Source organism: Acinetobacter sp. AS167 (assembly GCF_037152175.1).
Taxonomy (GTDB): domain Bacteria; phylum Pseudomonadota; class Gammaproteobacteria; order Pseudomonadales; family Moraxellaceae; genus Acinetobacter.
Genome location: NZ_JBBCMP010000037.1, coordinates 1 through 419, shown reverse-complemented (window position 1 = coordinate 419; position 419 = coordinate 1). Strand labels below are relative to the sequence as shown.

The window sequence follows — 419 nt, the reverse complement described above, 5'->3', positions numbered from 1 at the left end:
ACAGTCATAATTTCGATAACCTTCGTATTCTAAATTTGCTGAAGCTTGACGACTTAAACCGATAAATTCTCCACCATAGGTTACTTGCAATCCCAAAGCATCTACCCACAATCTAGGATTAATTACGTAACTGTAGTAATTTAATACTGCGTATAAATCTATTAGGTCTTTACTCACATACCTTCCACTAAACGACTCCTAATAATGATAACGATTATAGTGTAACCCTGTTTCCTTATCCTTGCGCTTCAGACCGAGCATTGCTCGATCTTTGCTCATGCCCCCTGAAAACGAATATTACTTTGTTGCAATGGATTGTCTTGGTTTGTTGTATTTATTTCTAAAGCAGTGCCCCATGTATCCTGTTTGATTTCCCAAACACACTCGCCTAGCTCATTACTTAAAGTTTGTGGTGTACC

Annotated in this window: 1 pseudogene; it reads right to left on the bottom strand. The window is 37.9% G+C overall.

The features are described 5' to 3' along the window. A pseudogene (locus WFN33_RS20245) lies at positions 1-419 on the bottom strand (RHS repeat-associated core domain-containing protein); the annotation flags it as partial.